The following is a 16097-nucleotide window of genomic DNA, read 5'->3' on the forward strand; positions in this document are numbered from 1 at the left end:
TTGTTGATTTTGTAAATCAAATCTTGAGTGTTTACTTATCTTAACATGATTTGGTTTTTTTACGCCTACCTACTTATCAATATCAATAATAATCCCAATCTTTTCTATATCTCTTTTTTGAAGGTCGGCTTCTAAAGCTTTTAAAGTAGTAATTAGTTTTGTTTCGCTCAAGCCTTCCAAACGTTCATAATCCTCTATATAAATAGGTTTTTCTACCTGGATATCGCAGTTAAGTTTCTCAACCATAGCCTTCATAAAAATTGCATCGTTTTTACTTTCTACTATGACAATATTACTCACCTCTCACTCCTTTTTGATGCTCTAGTGCGTAATTCAAGGTTTCCAAATCGCGCCGGATGCCGATTATTTGAGCGGTTTTCGGTTTCTTGGCTAGTTCAAAATATGCGCTGCTGCATTCCTGATTGGGTTCTAAACCAACATCAGCAAATGCTTGCAGCATCTCTAAACTGTGAGTTGTCGCAAAAATCTGGGTATCCAGTTCCACCGCCAACCTAAACAAAATTCTCCAAAAATTACGCTGGTTTGTATAGTGAATGCCATTCTCTATTTCATCAATTAGCAGTATTTTGTGTTTATTGTTTACTAATTTAAGAATAATATATGCAACTCTATTCATTGCATCTCCAAACAATGATAAAGGCAAACGCTTTTCGCCCTTTCTTCTTAAGTAAAGTGTGGGTTCGCCAATTGAAAAACTTTCTACAGATTCGATCGTAGGGTCAATAATTTGAAAAGCTTTCAAAACTTCGCTATCTTTATCATCCAAGCGCGCGTGATCGAATGACTCTATGAGTTTTCTTCCGGGAATTCTGATAAAAGGAGGAACGATCGGTATTTCGTACACAAGGAAATTTGTATTACTTATTGAGCTTCTATAAGTAACGCTTTCTACTAACTCGTTAATTTTTTTTTCACCTTTTATTGTTTTAATAATTAAATCAGAATCACGTAAATTGATTTCTATTTGAATTTCTACTCGCTCGATATTATCATTGCTATTATCATTCTTTCCCTGAATAACTATTGTTTTATCTTCTTTCTTTAAGGCATAAAATAAGTTATTCCAAGCTCTATCTGGCATAGCATCTAGGGCTGCTGATGACTCTGTTCTCAGCTCTCTTAGCATTACTATACTACTAACATCGGGAGCAAAATTGAGAAAAATTGCTTCTAGCAAGGCTGTCTTGCCAGCATTGTTTTTACCGCCGATTAAATTTACTCTTTCAAATCCAGAAATTTTGATTTGCTCAAAGCACCTAAAATTTTGGATTTCTATTTCTTTAAGCATGACCGCCTCTTTTGAATGTACAAATCCTAAATCACCATTGATTTATGCTACCATTAATTCTATCTTAGTTGTTTTACTTGAGTCGCAACAAGCAACGAACGTCATGCAGAATATAGACCTCTTTGAAGTCATTGAACGCGATCCAACCAAGGTGAGTGGTGCATGGGTATTTCGGGAAACGCGCGTACCTGTTGCCGCCTTTTTCGAGAACCTTAAAGATGGGGCCTCTATTGACCAGTTTCTCGAATGGTTTCCGGGAGTAACTCGCGCCCAAGTTGAGGTATTACTCGATCGCGCGCTAGCCTCGTTAACGCAGATGGCACAAGCATGAAGATATCGATTAACCCGCAAGTCCGCCGGGGGTTGAAAACCCCCGTCTCATAGCGAAAGTCCTCTAAAAGAGGACTGAAACGCCAATTAAATAAACCACTTAATTCCTAATTTCAAATCTCAAATCTCCAATCTCAAATCAATAATTCCCAATCTAACATCTCAAATCTAAAATCGATAGTCGGTTTCAACCGACTTTTGCTATGAGACAGGGGTTTTCAACCCCTGGCGGACTCGCGGACTAACGACAGATTTCTCATAACAACTAAAAAAAGCCCTCAATTTCTGAGGACTTTCTTTTCAGACAGAGATCGCACCTACCCAGGAGCACCCGATCGCACAGTTTGATCTCCTGTCGTTGTCGGATCTTTCGTTTCCTTCGGCGGTTCCGGCGAAACCGGGCCCGCGTGCGGCCACTTCCAGTCGCGGATTTCCGGCATATCATCGCCGTGTTCGTTGATATAGTGCCTGTGTTCGATCAGCTTGTCACGGATAGCTTGTTTGCCGTAAGCTGCAACAGAACTCAGTTTCGGAACGCGATCGAGTACATCTCCAACTAAATGGAATCGATCGAGGTCATTAATCACCACCATATCAAACGGCGTCGTAGTCGTTCCCTCTTCCTTGTAACCCCGAACGTGAATATTCGGGTGATTTGTCCGGCGATAAGTCAAGCGGTGAATCAGCCAAGGATAGCCGTGAAAAGCAAAAATCACCGGCTTATCCTTCGTGAACAAAGTATCAAAATCCTTGTCAGACAAACCGTGGGGATGTTCGCTAGCAGGTTGCAGCGTCATCAAATCCACCACATTCACCACCCGCACTTTTAAATCGGGATAATCTCGGCGGAGAATGTCAACCGCAGCCAAAGTTTCCAGCGTCGGAACATCACCCGCGCAAGCCATCACCACATCTGGTTCGCCACCTTTATCGTTGCTGGCCCACTCCCAAATGCCGATGCCGGCGGTACAGTGTTTAATCGCAGAATCCATATCCAAATACTGCAATGCCGGCTGCTTCCCTGCAATAATCACGTTGACATAGTGGCGACTGCGGAGACAGTGATCCGTTACTGACAGCAAAGTATTCGCATCGGGCGGCAAATAAATCCGCACCACTTCCGCTTTCTTGTTAATTACGTGGTCGATAAAACCCGGATCTTGGTGAGAAAAACCGTTGTGGTCTTGTCGCCAAACGTGAGAAGTTAGTAAGTAATTCAGAGATGCGATCGGTCGGCGCCAAGGAATGTGACGAGTAGTTTTCAACCACTTGGCGTGTTGGTTGAACATCGAATCGATGATGTGAATAAACGCCTCGTAGCAGGAGAAAAATCCGTGGCGTCCCGTCAGCAAATAGCCTTCCAGCCATCCCTGACATAGATGTTCGCTGAGGACTTCCATCACCCGGCCATCGGGGGAGATGTGATCGTCTTCGGGCAAAATTTCCCCCGCCCACACCCGGTTCGTCACTTCAAACACCGGATCGAGGCGATTTGAGGCCGTCTCGTCAGGCCCGACAATACGGAAATTCGCGTTTTCCTGATTCAGTGTCATCACGTCTCGCAGGAAGCGGCCGGAAACGCGGGTTGCTTCTGCCATTACAGTGCCCGGTTTTTGCACGTCAACGGCGTAGTCTTCAAATTTCGGCATTTTCAAGTCTCGCAGCAGCAGGCCGCCGTTAGCGTGGGGATTTGCCCCCATACGCCGAGATCCCTTGGGCGCGAGTTCTGCTAATTCGGGAATTAACTTGCCGTTTTCGTCGAAGAGTTCTTCCGGCTTGTAGCTTTTCATCCAATCTTCCAGGAGTTGGACGTGTCCGGGCTTAGAAGCCATTTCCGAAAGTGGGACTTGGTGCGATCGCCAATAATCCTCAGTTTTCTTACCGTCAACTTCCTTGGGCCCCGTCCAGCCTTTGGGAGTTTTCATCACAATCATCGGCCACTGGGGACGGCCCGAATAGCCCTCTGTCCGGGCTTTTTCCTGAATCGCCTTAATTTCGCCGATCGCGGTATCGAGAGTTGCAGCCATCAACTGGTGCATGGTTTCCGGGTCTGAACCTTCCACCCAATAAGGTTTGTAGCCATAACCGACCATCAAACTTTCCAATTCCTCCTGCGGAATACGGGCCAACAGAGTTGGATTGGCAATTTTGTAGCCATTCAAGTGCAAAATCGGCAACACAGCCCCGTCGCGAACCGGGTTGAGAAACTTGTTAGAATGCCAGCTAGCAGCCAAGGGGCCGCTTTCGGCTTCCCCGTCACCGACAACAGCCGCCACAATCAAATCGGGATTGTCGAAGACGGCACCGTAAGCGTGGACGAGGGCGTAGCCGAGTTCGCCGCCTTCGTGAATCGAACCGGGGGTTTCCGGGGCGACGTGGCTGGGGATACCGCCGGGAAAGGAGAACTGTTTGAATAGCCGTTTAATACCCTCTTCATCTTCGGAAATGTTCGAGTAATATTCGCTGTAAGTGCCTTCGAGATAGGTGTTGGCCACCAAGCCCGGCCCGCCGTGTCCGGGGCCTGCGATGTAGATGGCGTTGATGTCTTGGGCTTTGATGATGCGGTTGAGGTGAACGTAGATGAAGTTTAGCCCTGGAGTAGTGCCCCAATGTCCGAGGAGTCTCGGTTTGACGTGTTCGATTTTGAGGGGTTCTTTGAGTAGGGGGTTGTCGAGGAGATAGATTTGTCCGACGGATAGGTAGTTTGCCGCCCGCCAGTAGGCGTTCATTTTGTGTAGTTCTGAGTCGGAAAGCGGCTTTAATTGCGGGATCTCGGTTGTTCCTAGCATCATCAGCGATTGACTCCTGAGTTGTGGTTGTTTTGTCAAGTGCGATCGTGAAGTGCGATCGATATTAATTGGTTATCTGTGACATTTTGTATTTAAACTCCATGTCTTCCACACCAACTATTGAATTCTAGCTCCTTTATGTCTCCATAAAAGTTTAAATCAATGTTAATTTATGGCTAAACATCGCACAATATCGAGGTAATAAAGATAGAGATTTGCGGGGATCAAGGAATTCAGTAATATAAAATAGGATTTACACAAGAGCTTGCGGAGAGTGTTCACTGGGCACCTGATGCGTATGTGCTGCAGCGGGTGGGAGAAGTTGTGCAAGTCCCCAAAAAGATACTTTTCAAGGTAGAACTCGTAATGATTTATATGTGAATTAAATTTTATTTATGCAGGCGAATTGTCTGCTGACTCCTTTTCAGGTAGAGTTCTGTATGTTTGTCATATCAAAGTTCTCGTTAGTTTAGCTTGTGGACGTACTTAAATCATACTCATCTTGAATATTCTTGATTCTGAAACTAGCATTAAATTTTTTCTTAAACTGACTTTGTAGCTGTTGTATACTTGGTGTTTGTTTTGGCACACGTGTAGACACGACAAAACATAGCTTCTTAATCTTTTGCGGATTTGCCGAAAGTAAATTAATAGTTGATTCTATTTGTTTAACCGCCTGTGCAATATCGCTTCCTTTCAACTCTACATATATTTCTACTGCATCAGAAGGAATGAGTGCATAGTCGCAACGCAAAGTCTCATTGTCACTAATAACGCAGCCATCAACCTTAATTATTAATATTTCGTCTTTATTCGGGTTGAGGAACGTTATTTTACTTTTGTTTTCCTGCAAGACAATCTTGGTGTCGGATCTATGTTCCTCACACTCTGGAATACTTTTCATATAATTCAAACTAAGTTGAGAAGTTGATCGAATTCAATAGCTAGTTCATCAGAAACAGAATCAATTACTCGCGCATCAATCAACCCAGTATCAGGACACACAATACTCTGGCATTTTCCATTGCTCAAAACATAGGCTGAGAGATCGTCAACATCTAATGATTTGTATCTAGATACAATCTTTTCTAGTTGATGTTGTATATCTTCGCTGGATTCTTCATAAAGAAGCCCAGCCTGGAGCAGATTATTAAGTGCTGTCAGGACATAAGGACTATGGGTAGTTATGAAGAATTGAAGTTGCTCTTTGCGAGAATTAAAGACTGTAGCGATCAACTCGACAATATTACGCTGTGCGCTTGGAAATAAATGCGCTTCCGGCTCCTCAATATACACTGTCTGACCCACTGGAGGGGAAGCTATAAAAGGTAGTGCAGCTAGGATAATTGTCAGAGGTAATGTTTCCTGTTGACCGGAAGATGAGTTCGCAATACTAATACGTCTTCCATCTGCCACCTCCAGAAAATCTTTGCCTTTTTCCTGTATATGCTTACCACATAAAGACTGCTCTATTAGCCTGTTTATTTCCTCTAGTATATCTTTTGTATATTTATGTTCCAGGTAAATATTATATTTTATACGCAATTTTTTTATCGTTTCGTATGTTGAGCCAAAGGATCTTAGAAATGGATCTAAGGTATTATTGCTTGAAAGAAAAGAAAAAATATTGCTCTGAAGATTAGCGAAAAATGAGCGACCAGCAGGAATAAAAAGCTGATTGAAGGCGGCCTCTCGACCAATGGATCTGCCTAAACTTTCTACTAAGTGATCTTTTAAAATTTTATGGCCAAACAATGAACTATTAATAATATTATTACTCAAAGTTATTTCAGAGCTTTCCTCTCTTGCTTTTTTGAGTAAATTGCGTAGGTCTGCCAATTGTTTCTTGAAAAAATCTGAATAGCTGAGGGAAATTCTACCTTTGGTATCCTGTTTTCTACTAACTTCTATAAAAAAATTGGAAATTTCATACCTGATGAAAAAATCTTGTTTTCCCCAACTATCAGGAGGAAAATATTCCTCAAACGTCTTGGAATAGTTTGAATCTAGATTGCGTTTTGTCTGCTCATTATTTACAACCGATAAAATTTCCCATACGAAGTTCTTAAAATAAAAAAGGAGTTTAGCGCAAACACTTTTACCGCTGGCTTGAGGGCCAATAAGTATATTTATTCGCTTGATTTCAATCTCTAAATCCTTGATGCCAGCAAAGTTTCTAACTATTAATTTTTCAGCCATAATTGAAATCAAGTATGGTAAGGGCTTGTGTCATCTTAACATACCAATTTAATTTTTATGGTTAAAGTTGTCACTTTTGTGTTAATAAACCGAATTAGTCACCCTAGGAAAAACCTCAAACAACTCTCATTAATATCAAGATGGATTTCTACCATTTGTACCAATATACTTTTGGATTACCGCAGTTTTTTCGTGAAAGTCGATCGCCCATATCGCCTTTCTGGTCGCTGAGGAGATGTTAGACCAACGTCCAGTTATTGATAGGGGAAGGAATTACCGAAACCCTAAAATAATACCATTTTTACAAAGTTTGGCTAAAAAATAAGTGTTGGGTTTGTTTACATCGGCTCTCGATCGCACAAGTGCGGATCTGTGAGATTGTCGATATGCTGCGTTAGGGGTTGTTCATGGCGGCGCACCCTACGACTACTTAGCCGATCGCCACAAAGTAGACTAAAGCAATCTCAATCCGAAAATCACTGCATCGGTTTGATTGCTGGCTAGATGCCATCGCCAATATTTTCCGCTGAAAAAATCTAGGAAGCGACTAAAACAGGGCACTCTGAAATCCGGCAAACATTGGACACAGTTGGCTGGTGGGAAACCACTCGCAGTTCGTGAGGATAGCGGGGACGGGGGTCATTTTCTAACCAGATGGGCGGTACCATCATCACTTCATAGTAAGCGATCGTATCGAAAACACCTGGCTGGGACTTCAACTCCACTGTTAAGCCCGCTCGGTACTCAAATGCTTCTTCCCAGTCTAGATTTTCATTGATACCCATAGCGATCGCGCCTCTTAATCTTGTTTCTTTTGTCCATTGTAGAGCCCTACATAAAAGATTGGGTACTTTCTGTTGCTTACGATACAATTTTTAACCTTATATGTTCGATTCATGACAATTTAACAGAGAGGAGCAATTGTCAATAAGTAAATAGGATGATTTTGCTGACGGGTGACAAGTAAGCCCAAAAGGTAGGCTTGACAAGAGTTGGAGTTGAGATGTCTAAAAAAAAATAGGGGCGATGGAACCGCGCAGACGTTTATGACACAAAGGAAGAGAAGAGAATTTTAAGGATTGAAGTACAAACCTATTTTTGCCCTCTTGTCTAGTGTTTTACAAATAAAGAAACCGGGTTTCTGGGATGAGTGAAAACTAAACTAATTTCACTTGGTTTTCTACTTTGTCGCAGTCGCCGTATTTTTAGCAAGCGAGATCCTGCTTCATTTCTTTTTGGCAGATGTCTAATACTCAAAGTAAAATATGGCATAATATAAATATTAGTTTCATAGCTTTGCACCTATGACCGCCCAAATCACCCTAAATCTGCCAGATGAAGTCTATCACCAAGCAGAATTGCTAGCGCTGCAACGCCACCGCACCGTGAGTGAGATTCTAGTAGAAACTCTGGAAAATTTTCTCTTACCAACCGCTAAACCAGTATCAGCACTGTCTGATTCAGAAGTAATCACTCAGACTCAACTCCGGCTGCAACCACTCCAAGAACAACGATTGAGTGAATTGCTAGACCGCCAACAATCCGGTACGATCGCATCTGTAGAACTGGATGAATTGCAGGCATTAATCCACATATATGAAACTCGACTATTGCGACAAGCTCAAGCCTTAAATGAAGCTGTGCGGCGCGGCTTGATCGAACCATTAAAAGGATAAGCAAAATGGCAATTTCTGAACAAGTTAGAGCCAGAGTTCGCGCACAAGCTCAAAATCGGTGCGGTTATTGTCGCAGTTTACAAATGTGTGTCCTGGGAATATTGGAAATTGACCATATTATTCCTAAAGCGATTGGCGGTACTGACGAGGAAGAAAATCTCTGGCTGGCTTGTAGTCTGTGCAATAATTACAAAGGAACCCAAACTGACGCATTAGATCGGGTCACGCAAAAGCACGTTAAGTTGTTTAATCCGCGCACTCAACAATGGTCACAAAATTTTGCTTGGAGTGAAGACGCTACAGAAATTATTGGACTTACAGATTGCGGTCGCGCCACAGTCACAGCACTACAACTAAACAATCATATTGCTGTTACTGTCAGGCGTCAGTGGGTTAGTGCTGGATGGCATCCGCCCACAGACATTTCTCCTTAAAAGGTTTGAGAGTCACAAATGGTCGATCGCGCAAATGATATCAAACTGACTAATTTAACTGAAATTAATACTGAGTAAGTGCAAATTATGTAAAAAAGAGCGATCGCACTTTCATCGAGATGTTGAAAAAAGTGCGATCGCTCTTTTGTCCGGGATTGGGAAAAATGGCGATCGCCCATCAATTTTGTTACCTCCTTACCTCCACCAACACCTAGAATGATGAATCGATTATTTCTACGAAACTCTGCAATTGCCCGCGGCACCCCCAGCCGCACCCACATCCAAGCGCCGCTCAGCAGTCACCGTTGACATGGAAGCCCTCACTCACCGCGATAAGCTAGAGCTAGCAGCAGAATTAATCCACAACGTTTTGCAAGAAACCTAACTAATATGGCGATCGCCCTACAATATAAAATACATACATAATTCATAAATCAAATAAGCTCTATGACAATCCCAGAATTAGAAGCGCAACTCAAGGCCTTAACGCTAAGGGAGAAAGCTGAGGCAATCAGCATCTTAACCCAGAGTCTCAAAAACAGGGGACGCTCTATTACAAAAACTCCCGGCGTGATGGGCGGCGATGCTTGTATTGACAATACTCGCATTCCCGTTTGGTTGCTCGCAAGCTATCGCAATGACGGCGCTACCGATGCTTTTATCCTAGACTGCTATCCCCATCTCAGTGCTGCTGATTTGGTAAATGTTTGGGCTTATGCTGAAGCTTATCCTGACGAAATTGAGGAAGCAATTAGACTGCAAGATGAGGCTGACGAAATATTAGATACACCTGAAAATATCAAATAAACCTATGGCGCGTCTCTACGCAGACGAACAATTTCCTCGGCAAGTCGTGCAAAACCTGCGGTCTTTGGGGCATGATGTCCTGACTGTTCAAGAAGCAGGAAATGCTGGACTACCGGATGAGGATGTATTAGCATTTGCCATCATTGAAAATCGGGCTGTTTTGACCGTCAACCGACGGGATTTCTTTCAACTGCACAAGCTGCAACCTGACCACTGTGGTATTATTGCCTGCACGCGAGATGACGATATTGCTAGACTGACTGCTAATATTAATGATGCAATATCTACTGCTGAGACATTGACGAAAAAAGTGATTCGTGTCTATCGCTCAGGGCCGCCGTCCATATCTTAATTGAATTCAAGAGACCTTATGCCCTACTATACTCAAGCCGAATTTTAAGGACTGAAGTCCTTACTACAAACCTAAATTTGTGCAGTATTTTACCAACAAAAAAACCGGGCGGCACGGGGAGTAGGGGTCGCACCGCCCCTACACCGTCCGGGTTTCTCGATCAGTGAAAACTAAACTAAAATCACGTTGTCTTCTTCTTAGTCGCAGTCGCCGTCGCAGCCTTCTTAGTCGTGGTTTTCTTCGCCCCAGTCGCCGTCTTCTTAGCAGTAGTTTTCTTCGCCGCAGTCTTCTTCGTTGCAGTCTCCGATTTCTCCGCCGCAGTCTTAGTTGACTTCTTCGACTTGCTGCTAGATTTTCCGCCGCCCGCTGCTTCCTTCGCTGCTAACAAATCCAGTGCTTTTTGTAAGGTGAAATTCTCCACAGATTCATCCTTCGACAAAGAAGCATTGATATCGCCGTGTTTCACGTAGGGGCCGTACCGGCCATCGTAAACATTGATCAATTCTCCCGACTCTGGATGGGCGCCCAATTCCTTCAAAGGTGTAGCTGTTTTGCTGCGGCCGCGGGCGGCTTTCGGCTGCGATAATAACTCTAATGCCCGATCGAGCTCGATCGTCAAAACATCATCCGGCGGTTTGATCGATCGATAATCTTTCCCCACCTTACCCTGGTCATGCACCACATAAGGCCCGTACATCCCCAAATTAGCTTGCACCTTCGCCCCCGTCTCCGGGTGAGTTCCCAACAACCGAGGTAAAGTCAACAAACTCACCGCCATATCCACCGTCACGCTATCCTTATCCGTCCCCTTCGGTAAAGAAGCCCGCTTCGGTTTCTTGTTCGTTTCCGAAACATCCCCTAACTGAACGTATGGCCCATAACTGCCAATCAGCACATAAATCGGTTCCCCGGTTTCCGGGTGAAGACCCAATTTTTCCGGGCCTTCCATTTTTTGCTTTAACAGAAACTCCACCTGTTCCGGGTCTAAATCTGCCGGCGTCAAATCTTGCGGAATCGATGCTTTTACCAGGCCTTCTTCGCTTTCAGATTCCAGGTATGCGCCGAATTTGCCGATGCAGACTTTAGCAGAAATATTCTCCAATACCACAGTTCGGGCAACTTTCGCATCAATCTGACTTTCCTGTTCTTTAACTTGGGTTGCGAGTCCGGTTTCCCCTGTATAAAACTTTTGCAAATACGGCAACCATTTCGCCTCGCCTGTAGCAATTTCATCGAGGGTTTGTTCCATTCGGGAAGTAAAACCAGTGTCTACTAAATCGGGAAAATGTGTTTCCAATAAAGTCGTGACGGCGAAAGCGGTGAATGTCGGAATTAGGGCGTTAGCTATTAATTTCGCATATCCCCGATCGACAATCGTACCGATAATACTCGCATAGGTACTCGGACGGCCCACACCTTCGCTTTCCAGCATTTTCACCAGAGAAGCTTCCGTGTAGCGGGCGGGAGGTTGAGTTTCGTGGCCAACTGCCTCTAAATCCTTACAATTAGGTTTATCCCCCACCTTCAGCGCCGGCAAAATCACCTCCTGGTCTTCCAACGCCGCATTCGGATCGTCGGAACCTTCCACGTAGGCGCGCAAAAAGCCTGGAAAATCAATGCGTTTGCCGCTGGAACGGAAACCGGCATCTTCTACCTGAGTTAATACAGTGACGTGAGTTTGGCGAGAATCAGCCATTTGAGAAGCCACAGTCCGCTTCCAAATCAAATCATAGAGGCGGAAATCAATCCCATCCAATCCCGTTTGCTGCGGAGTCCGAAAAGTGCTGCCGGCGGGACGGATAGCTTCGTGGGCTTCCTGGGCGCCTTTGCTTTTCGTGGTGTATTTGCGCGGTTGGGGGCTGAGGTATTCGCTGCCGTAAAGTTCTTGGACGCAACTGCGCGCCGCTTCTAAAGCCTGTTCGGACAAATGCACCGAATCCGTCCGCATATAGGTGATAAAACCGCGTTCGTAGAGGCTTTGGGCAATTCGCATGGTTTCCCGCGCACCCAGCCTCAGTTTGCGGTTAGCTTCCTGCTGCAAAGTCGAGGTCGTAAACGGTGGCGAGGGTTTGCGGGTGACTGGCCGTTCTTCGAGATTGCTGACAGTCCAAGGTTTGTTTTGAATGCGTGAGAGTAAAGCCCGCGCCTGTTCTTCGTTCAGCAAAAGTACACGGCGGCCTGCGATAATTTGCCCGGTATTTTCATCAAAATCGCTGCCGTTTGCAACTTTTACATTGCCGACAGTCACGAGTTTGGCATCAAAGGCACCCCCCTGTCCCCCCTTACCAAGGGGGGGGTTGTCCGAAGCCCCCCCCTTACCAAGGGGGGGGTTGGGGGGGGTCAAAGTTGCTTTTAAATCCCAGTAACTACCTTGGCGGAAAGCGCGGCGTTCCCGTTCCCGGCGCACCAACAGGCGTACAGCGACTGACTGCACTCTACCGGCGGACAAACCCCAAGCGATTTTTTTCCACAGTAGCGGAGATAGTGTGTAACCGACGAGTCTGTCGAGAATTCGGCGAGTTTCTTGGGCTTGTACAACTCGATTGTCGATATCGCGGCAGTGAGTCAAAGCATCGCGGATAGCTTCGCGGGTGATTTCGTGAAACACCATCCGCTTGATCGGCACTTTGGGTTTGAGGATTTGCAGCAAATGCCAGGAAATGCTTTCGCCTTCCCGGTCTTCGTCAGTGGCTAGAATCAGTTCTGTGGCGTCTTTGAGGGCGTCTTTGAGTTCTTTAACAATTTTCTTTTTATCTTTCGGGATGACGTAGAGGGGTTCAAAGTCTGCTTCCACGTTTACGCCCAGTTGCGCCCATTTTTCTCCTTTAACGGCTTCTGGTATTTCTTCGGCGGAGGATGGTAGGTCGCGGACATGGCCCATCGATGCCTCTACACGGTAGGTGGAGGGCAGGAAGTTGCGGATGGTGCGGGCTTTGGTAGGAGATTCGACGATGACTAAGGTTGACATGGCATCTTTTAAATATGGATGGCAGCGCAGCTAGAGGGTCTAAGTTAGAGAGTTTAGGTCAGATGTCAAGGTTTCTTTCAACTTTGGGCGATTATTTTCAAACTACCTTAATTTTTAACTTACTGCCGATCGGGTGGCAGGTGACAATGTGATGGGATTTTACTGCTTTGGGGGCAGAGGCTGCGAATCGCGTCTCTACAAGATGCACGGGATGATGACCTGACTCTAGCAGAATTGTCGCTAACTGGATGTTGAGACTGCTGGATGCGGGCTGATGGTTCCTCAATTGTAGATTTTAGGTTTTAGATTTAAGATTGGGCAAGATTTGATGGTTTCCCTGCAAAAAAGACTTGAAATGGGATCGAGAATTGGTCAAATAGTCGAGCGCATTTACAGAAAGGGTCGATCGCGCTCACAAGCTAACATCAGATATTGTGGGACTAATTCTTGATACCATTTTGGGAGGGGGTTATTATAAACACTAGGCAAGATGGCGTAAATCTTCGATCGTATTCGTAGGGTTTGTCGCCATCTACCATCCTCAAACAAAGAGCGACAATCGAGCGAGCGACGCACTAAGCGACAATATTTGACGACACAAACCCAACATTTGTATCTTGTCTTGCTTTGGGAGCGCTCGACAGTAGTAACAACAGTGTCAGGCTGTGTTAGCTTAGCCATAGCCAGTATCTGAAAAACACTTTTGAGTGCTATGATTCAAGAAGAGGGTTCTCAGCCAAGTATTAAATCGATTCGAGAACAAATATTCACCCCAGAAACTTTCTCACCCCAAAGTCACAGCGACCCAATTAAACTGTTAGACATTTCACTCAATTTTCCCTACAGCTCAAATGAGTGGGATACAATCTTTGAAACATTTATTGGTTTGCTTGAACATAAAGAATGGCAGATTTGGGACAGGGCAATTAACAAGCTAATCTATGCTCTAGAAATAGAACAGTCGCAACGATCTAATTGCGACGATTACCAGCCAAGACCGATTGACAGGCGCATGAAATCTATCTGTGAGGCGATCGCAGCCCAAACTCTAAATAAGCCTAACATCTTTGAAAATTTTTGTTGTGGCTTCCAGTTCTTGGCAAAAGAACCACCTTATAACCGCTTACTTCTCGAATGGTTATACCAATTGGCTGCTTCAGAAGAGCGAGAGATTCCTACAAAAAAGGCGATATTAGCAGCACAACTTTTCTTGGGTGCTTATGATTCGACTTGGCAAGAAGTAGGAGAAAAATTGTTAGAAATGCTAGATGATGCTGACCTGCTAATTAGGGCTTGTACTGCTTATCAGATTGGTATTTTTTATGGTAAGAGTGTCAAAAAACATGAATATTGGGAATGGTATATTGATGAAAATTATGAGCGCAACCAACAAGCGATTATTGGAATACCACCACTTGACGAGATGATGCAGTTAATTTACCACAAGGAACTCGATCGCCCAGGGATAGCAGGCGCGTTCTGGGGCGCTATTCCGAAACAAGGTTTTGATGCCAAAGAATGGTTGTTGGATATTTTAGAGAATTCACCAGAACCAGAACCTTATATTTGCTACTTTCCTTGCAACTTAGCGTTTGATGCCCATGAACGGTTTAGCCGGGATGCTGATGCGGTTCGCCGCCTGATTGATATGGGGCGTGTAGGGCTTGCTCTTGCTGCTGCGACAGATGAATCCTGCAAAGTTGCAGCCCTTGAACCGCTGTTAATTGAATTGGGTAACTATGATGACCCTGAAATGATTCGAGTTGCATCCTGGCATCTTGCATACTATTACCACTGCCTGCATGTACGGGGTGCGGAACTGGGATATGTTGAGTTGGTTGGTGAATTATCAACGATTGACTTGTTCTTGCTGTTTCCTCAGAAAAATGAACTTGAATCTCCCTATGCAGCGGTCATTTATCCAAAAGGAACCGATGGGAAATTGAGCCTACCGACTGCTCGGGAATGGGTCGATAGAATTTTTCCCGAGGCAGTTAGAGGCAAGCCGGCAGAGCCTTTGTTAGCAGAGAATGTCTGCTGGTATCAGCGAGGATACAGCAGATTCCATGTATCCGAAGAAAATACGAACTCTAATCTTATCGATAATGTAATTATTGGATATCGTTCTCAATTTATGTGGAATCCCAAACAATTCTTGTAGAGATATTGTCGATCTTTTTTACGGATTTTGCATGGCGACACACCCTACAACTAAAGTAGTTGGATGCAATTTAACAGATAACTTTTATGACATTTGAATTCGACCATCTTTTCATCCTTACTGATATTGGTGCTTCGGAAGCTAATCGTTTATCATCCTTCGGTTTAGTTGAGGGTGCATCTCGCATTCATCGCGGACAAGGTACAGCCAATCGCTGTTTCTTTTTCCATAACGCAATGTTGGAATTGTTATGGATTCACGATCCAGAAGAGGCGAAGTCTGAGCCAATTCATCAGACTCGTCTTTGGGAGCGATCGACAAATCGGAATAATGGTGCGTGTCCGTTTGGCATCTGTTTGCGTCCAGCCAAAGGTTCTGAGGACATAGTTGCATTTTCTAGTTGGGCATATCGTCCACCTTATTTACAGCATATTCTATGTATATGTAGTACACACAATTTTGTAGCAATTAAGGTGCGGATACCCGTCAATATGCAAGTTTTATCAAATATGAAGCAGATCCGCACCCGGAGGATTAACACCACACAATATAGCTGGCAATGTACTTTATGAACCACAGAATATGCTGTATCTGAAACGATGAGTATCGCAGTAGAAAAAAATAGTGATGTTTTGACTGAGCCCATGCTTTTCCAAAATTCCTTTGGTAAAGGTCTCGATCAATACTCTGCCGATCGGGCATGAAAAATAAATAACTTAATGAATTACTCCTGTTGGGGAACGGCTCGATAATTCCATTTTGACCAATATTACTCGAAAATAATTTGCATTGTATTTGACAAATCATCAGCCGCCTTTCGACCATTTTGATCTAATTTATTAAAAATATTTACCTCTACAGCAGATATTCCATTTTTATTTTTTTACACGACAGCTTTTACTAATTATTGAATAGTAATAATTACTCCTTTACAATCCTTGGCAATATGAGTAAAAAATCGATATTATTTCTTGATTGTATTTAGACGTAAGGATCGGGAATTAAATAACTTACAATTTTAATTGTTATTGTGGGATGGGCGTCCCGCCCGTCCAAAAAGGACGGGCGGGAC

At 44.2% G+C, this 16097-nt stretch carries 16 protein-coding genes; 8 read left to right on the plus strand and 8 right to left on the minus strand.

The features are described 5' to 3' along the window. Positions 1 to 69: 69 nt before the first annotated feature. A complete protein-coding gene (locus QUA88_RS27560) occupies positions 70 to 300 on the minus strand; it encodes a DUF3226 domain-containing protein (RefSeq protein ID WP_333274922.1) in 231 nt (76 codons plus the stop codon). Beyond that, complete coding sequence (locus QUA88_RS27565; RefSeq protein ID WP_333211629.1) at positions 293 to 1309, minus strand: AAA family ATPase; 1017 nt, start codon at positions 1307 to 1309, stop codon at positions 293 to 295. The genes QUA88_RS27560 and QUA88_RS27565 overlap by 8 nt, the downstream gene beginning before the upstream one ends. A 37-nt stretch (positions 1310 to 1346) precedes the next feature. On the opposite strand from QUA88_RS27565, the gene QUA88_RS27570 reads away from it, so the two are divergent. Continuing rightward, positions 1347 to 1640, plus strand: coding sequence for a DUF433 domain-containing protein (locus QUA88_RS27570; RefSeq protein WP_333211627.1), 294 nt, complete (start codon positions 1347 to 1349; stop codon positions 1638 to 1640). 316 nt (positions 1641 to 1956) lie between these two features. Here the strand turns inward: QUA88_RS27570 and QUA88_RS27575 are convergent, their stop codons facing one another. The 4 genes from QUA88_RS27575 to QUA88_RS27590 form a co-directional block, all read right to left on the minus strand. Beyond that, on the minus strand, positions 1957 to 4431 hold the full coding sequence (locus tag QUA88_RS27575) for a phosphoketolase family protein (RefSeq protein ID WP_333056603.1): 2475 nt from the start codon (positions 4429 to 4431) through the stop codon (positions 1957 to 1959). 466 nt (positions 4432 to 4897) lie between these two features. Beyond that, entirely contained in the window at positions 4898 to 5332 is a 435-nt protein-coding gene (locus tag QUA88_RS27580; protein WP_333056601.1) for a hypothetical protein, read from the minus strand. 5 nt (positions 5333 to 5337) lie between these two features. Then, the gene (locus QUA88_RS27585; RefSeq protein WP_333056599.1) at positions 5338 to 6627 is read right to left on the minus strand and encodes an AAA family ATPase; all 1290 of its coding nucleotides are present in this window, start codon (positions 6625 to 6627) and stop codon (positions 5338 to 5340) included. A gap of 536 nt (positions 6628 to 7163) precedes the next feature. Then, positions 7164 to 7412, minus strand: coding sequence for a hypothetical protein (locus QUA88_RS27590; protein ID WP_333056597.1), 249 nt, complete (start codon positions 7410 to 7412; stop codon positions 7164 to 7166). A 519-nt stretch (positions 7413 to 7931) separates the two neighbouring features. Here QUA88_RS27590 and QUA88_RS27595 point away from each other — a divergent pair. Together QUA88_RS27595 and QUA88_RS27600 are read left to right on the plus strand one after the other, a co-directional pair. Continuing rightward, positions 7932 to 8303 (plus strand): hypothetical protein, encoded by a 372-nt coding sequence (locus QUA88_RS27595; protein WP_333274927.1) that lies wholly within the window; start codon positions 7932 to 7934, stop codon positions 8301 to 8303. Positions 8304 to 8308: 5 nt separating this feature from the next. Next, positions 8309 to 8737, plus strand: coding sequence for an HNH endonuclease signature motif containing protein (locus QUA88_RS27600; RefSeq protein ID WP_333274929.1), 429 nt, complete (start codon positions 8309 to 8311; stop codon positions 8735 to 8737). Here QUA88_RS27600 and QUA88_RS27605 read toward each other — a convergent pair. Next, positions 8734 to 8916: a hypothetical protein gene (locus tag QUA88_RS27605; RefSeq protein ID WP_333274932.1), complete on the minus strand. Its 183-nt coding sequence runs from the start codon at positions 8914 to 8916 to the stop codon at positions 8734 to 8736. The two genes, QUA88_RS27600 and QUA88_RS27605, sit on opposite strands and share 4 nt — an antisense overlap. Before the next feature lie 71 nt (positions 8917 to 8987). On the opposite strand from QUA88_RS27605, the gene QUA88_RS27610 reads away from it, so the two are divergent. The 3 genes from QUA88_RS27610 (at position 8988) to QUA88_RS27620 (ending at position 9896) form a co-directional block, all read left to right on the plus strand. Next, a complete protein-coding gene (locus QUA88_RS27610) occupies positions 8988 to 9122 on the plus strand; it encodes a hypothetical protein (protein ID WP_333056589.1) in 135 nt (44 codons plus the stop codon). A 62-nt stretch (positions 9123 to 9184) separates the two neighbouring features. Next, positions 9185 to 9544, plus strand: coding sequence for a DUF433 domain-containing protein (locus QUA88_RS27615; RefSeq protein WP_333056588.1), 360 nt, complete (start codon positions 9185 to 9187; stop codon positions 9542 to 9544). Positions 9545 to 9548: 4 nt separating this feature from the next. Continuing rightward, on the plus strand, positions 9549 to 9896 hold the full coding sequence (locus QUA88_RS27620) for a DUF5615 family PIN-like protein (RefSeq protein WP_333056587.1): 348 nt from the start codon (positions 9549 to 9551) through the stop codon (positions 9894 to 9896). 181 nt (positions 9897 to 10077) lie between these two features. Here the strand turns inward: QUA88_RS27620 and topA are convergent, their stop codons facing one another. Continuing rightward, complete coding sequence (gene topA, locus QUA88_RS27625) at positions 10078 to 12864, minus strand: type I DNA topoisomerase (protein ID WP_333233962.1); 2787 nt, start codon at positions 12862 to 12864, stop codon at positions 10078 to 10080. An 886-nt stretch (positions 12865 to 13750) separates the two neighbouring features. Here topA and QUA88_RS27630 point away from each other — a divergent pair. Continuing rightward, positions 13751 to 15025, plus strand: coding sequence for a hypothetical protein (locus tag QUA88_RS27630; protein WP_333056583.1), 1275 nt, complete (start codon positions 13751 to 13753; stop codon positions 15023 to 15025). An 86-nt stretch (positions 15026 to 15111) separates the two neighbouring features. Next, on the plus strand, positions 15112 to 15597 hold the full coding sequence (locus tag QUA88_RS27635) for a VOC family protein (RefSeq protein WP_333056581.1): 486 nt from the start codon (positions 15112 to 15114) through the stop codon (positions 15595 to 15597). Positions 15598 to 16097 lie beyond the last annotated feature (500 nt).

This window comes from Microcoleus sp. D3_18_C2 (assembly GCF_036702395.1).
Taxonomy (GTDB): domain Bacteria; phylum Cyanobacteriota; class Cyanobacteriia; order Cyanobacteriales; family Microcoleaceae; genus Microcoleus.